We start from the raw sequence: 3757 nt of genomic DNA, 5'->3' as shown, positions 1-3757 counted from the left end.
AGGTGGTATGGAATCCTTGTCATTTATGACGAGGAGGATGTCAAGTACGAAGTCTTGGTGGGAGACGTCAATGACGATCTTATCTTTCGGGGCGTCAAAGACATAATGAACACCAATCAGAGCTTCAACGTCGCCGAGATTGGGTCCTACGTGTCCTCCTATTGTGGAGGTGTAGTTAATGATGGCGGCTCTCATCTGTTTAGCGAGATCTTTGAGGTCGTCAATAGTGAGTGGCTTAATGTCCTGTGGTGAGTGAATATCAATGAGTTTCATTTAAGTTCTCCTCAAAAAATAAAGCTACCCTGGTGAAGATAGATTTTTGGGGACATAAGCGAAAAAAAAACGGACTCAAAAAGGACACCGCAATAGTGTTGAGTTGTTACTGTGTGATACGAGATGGAGGAATGGGCAAAATGCCCGGAAAATCGGGCAAAGAAGCATTTTCTTGGGGCAAAAGGGGTCGATTGGGTTGGCTTCGGAGGAAGCTCTTGCAGGAAACAGAAATGGAAAAGCTAGAAACTCTAAAAGACCTTTCCCGAAGCGTCCCGATTTTTTCAAAATAGATATTTCAAACCGACTTTAATTTGAAAATCTGTTTTAAGGTGGCGGCCTGATTCCCGATTGATTTGAGCGAAGGCTTTGAGGCGATCCTTCAACAGACTCTCCGCGCCGATGCCATAGTAAACACGAGTTCCTATGGAGCGGTCTTTAAATGAGAATTCATTCATTTGGATAGATGTCCTTCCTAAGAAATCGTGTCTGACACCACCTCTTAAATAGACTTGTCCGGACAGTTTTCCTTCTTTGCTGCGGAAGTTTTTTCCTAAATCAATTCCCAGGCGCCCGTTCAAACTATCGGTTGATTTAACGCGGACCTTCATATCGTTGCTGAAGTGAAAAGAGGCGCCATTTGCGCGGAAGTAACTCAGTTGTACTTGAGGATCGATAAACCATGAGCCCAATTTCGAAGTTTGGGTGAACTCGAGACGGTGACCGATTTCAACAGATAAACCCAAACCGTAGTTGTGATAATCGGCTGTTGAGATACTTTCATCAATATTTTTGGCGCTTAGTTTGTTGTGGTAGCGATTTACGGATAAGACCGAGTCAATATATTGTCCTTTGTCTCCGAGCCACGCAGCATAAAATTTAGCTCCGACGGATTCCACACGAGAATGATTGCCGGGAGCGTCGTCAACATGAATATTTCCCCTCGTTAACAGGAGGTTGGCGCCTAGGACCCAGCCGGAGCTGAACTTCCGGTCGGCCCCGATCGTAAAGGCGGAATATTTAAACGTACTGTTGGCCGAGTAGTGCGACTCAAACCGGCTCTTATCGTATCGGTACAGAATATAGGAACCGTCTTCGGCACCTTCACGAACTTCTCCCACTCGGCTTCTTAGATCATCTAAGGATCCCAAGAATTGAATGATTTGGTTGCCGGAGGCTGCGCTAGCTAAAGTCAGTTTGGCAGCAGGAGACAATCCGATGGGTTTTTCGGCCGAGTCATCAAGCTCAGGCGGGTTTGTCGGATCAAACGGCAGTTCCGGCAGATCCGGTTTAGGAATAACCTCATCAGGAGGTTCGGACGGATCTGTCGGAGTCTCAGGGTTATCGGGCAAGACCGGTTTGAGCGATTGGGTCCCCAATATTGCCCAGACCCTGGAGTCTCCTTTTTTGAACGGGTAAAGCCCTAATTTATACATATAAGGGCCGGCGTCTATGATTCCGTCATTGGCTAAGGAAAAAGTGGCTTTATCCAGGCTGTTCGGAGAGTCATCATTGACTGCAATATGGTAAAGATAGCCGGTGTTAGCGAGCGAAACGCCGGAGGATCCTAAGAGGAAGGCATGCTTGCCTTCGCTGCTTTTGGAGATATTTAGGGATCCTGTCGAACCCGCTGTAAGGTAAAAGACAGCACCGTTTCCTTTAAGAGTCTCAGTTTCCATTTGAGAAGGATGACCTTGCTGTCCCAGCTGGATATAACTCGAGGGTTCAACATTTACAAGGGACAAATTGCTGTCCTCGGGGACAAACCAATAGGAATCTCGATGCATCGTTACTCGACTGCCGCCTCCCTCGTGGGTATCGACGGCAGCAGAAAGGGTAGAGTGTTCTCCTAAGTCAATGGTTAGGCCGGAAGTGGAGCCGACCGAAACAGGCTCATGAACTACCATGTGCCCATCGCTGTCAACACGGAAGCGAGCGTGAGAGCCCAAGTTTCCGAGAAATAATTTCTCAATTTCAATTTGACGAGACCGGATGTCGGCCTGAGCATCGCGAATGAGATTTAAATGTCCCTGAAAGACGGCGGTTTGAGCCGAGGTTAAATTGAGACTGCTGTTGGCTTCAACGTCGACCTCCTTGGTGAAGAAGACATTTTTCGTCAGAACTCCTGATTGCGGGTCGCGCCCGATGTTAAGAGAGCTGGGATGGTCGGTTCCGAGAATAATCTGGCCGATTTGAACTTTTCTATCAATCAAAATATCGGGAGCATCCAGATCCATCTCGCAGCTAAGCAGCTGAATTGTGGAGATCGTTCCTGCGCTTCGTTCGTTAGGAGATAAGAAATAAATCCCAGATGAAGCTGACATTTTCAGCAGGCGAGAGTACGTAGCCGAAATTCCGCCGAAAAGTATTACTTGTCTTGCCTGCATTGTGGCCGAGGCATTCTCGGAAAGCGCGACGGAAAGATCGTCATAGTAGGAAGAGTTGTCCGGGTTTCTTGGCGTCATGAGGATAATGCGATCTCCGGCGCCGAGATTGGCAGTCTGATCCGGTCCGACGCTCAGAGCGTAACCAAATCCTTTTTCGGCCACGGGAACGGGTGTAACGATAAGATCGCGTCCGGCAGAGATATTGACGTTTTGACTTTCGACCGAAAGCCCCGGGAAAAGGAACTGGTGATTCGCGGGATTGCGGAGCGATCTGAAATAGCCTGCGTTAATGGAGTTGACCGCAATGGTACCGTTTTCGGAGACATTCCATGCGACCGGAGCGGCATTGCTGTGGAAAATAAAATTTCCTGTCTTTCGTCCTTCTTCAAATGCCGCGTTGATTTGGCCCTCGAGACCGGGGAAAAACTGCTGCCAGTTTCCGATAAGAGTGTCCGTATTTTGTGCGATTCCCTGATGCAGTGCATCGAATTGACCTGCAGCGGTCAACATTGGGATGGCAAAAAATAGTGCAATGGCAGCTGCGGCACGCCGAAAATAAAAGCAATTCTTTATTTTCATTGAAATAACTCGTATCTTTCCGCTGAAAAAGCTTTTAACTGCAGTAAGCTAATTGCTTTTCTAAGGGGTATTTATCCTGTAATCTAATAAAAAAATGCTCTATGAGCACACAGAAAATAAAATAATTAAACTGTTTTTTATGGTATACGCCTAGAGCGAAAAGTGACGTAATACACTCTCAAAGCGGGAGAAAGGATAGGGGGGGGTTAATTTACTTATAGTTTGGCAAAATTTAGAAGATATTAGGGGTTAACTTTGTAGCAAAGATGATTTCGCTGAAAATACCCCTATGACGTCTATCCTTGTTTAGAGAGGATATCCTCCAACTTAAAGAGGTGAGGCAACGGAAATTACCTGGCTAAACCGTGAGGGTCGAAGTACAGATCGACTCATATTGAGAATGGTTTTCTGATTGGATACAGAGATAAATAGGAAACTATTTTGAGAACTTGAGAAAAATGTAAAAATAGAAAAACGGCCGTATGGCAGGCCGTTTTTTGGTGTGCTCGGCATGAGCATTC

2 protein-coding genes are annotated in these 3757 nt (G+C 46.4%); both read right to left on the bottom strand.

Going from position 1 to position 3757, the window contains the following annotated elements; translation table 11 throughout:
- The coding region (locus tag HMPREF9439_RS02030) for a 1-deoxy-D-xylulose-5-phosphate synthase N-terminal domain-containing protein (protein WP_008863505.1) at positions 1–273 on the bottom strand (273 nt) is incomplete at its 3' end.
- A 281-nt stretch (positions 274–554) separates the two neighbouring features.
- Positions 555–3236 (bottom strand): autotransporter outer membrane beta-barrel domain-containing protein, encoded by a 2682-nt coding sequence (locus HMPREF9439_RS02025; protein ID WP_008863503.1) that lies wholly within the window; start codon positions 3234–3236, stop codon positions 555–557.
- Between the last annotated feature and the right edge of the window lie 521 nt (positions 3237–3757).

The organism is Parasutterella excrementihominis YIT 11859 (assembly GCF_000205025.1).
GTDB classification, from domain to species: Bacteria; Pseudomonadota; Gammaproteobacteria; order Burkholderiales; family Burkholderiaceae_F; genus Parasutterella; species Parasutterella excrementihominis.
Note: the sequence above shows the minus strand (reverse complement) of the source record. Positions and strands in the feature narration are given on the sequence as shown.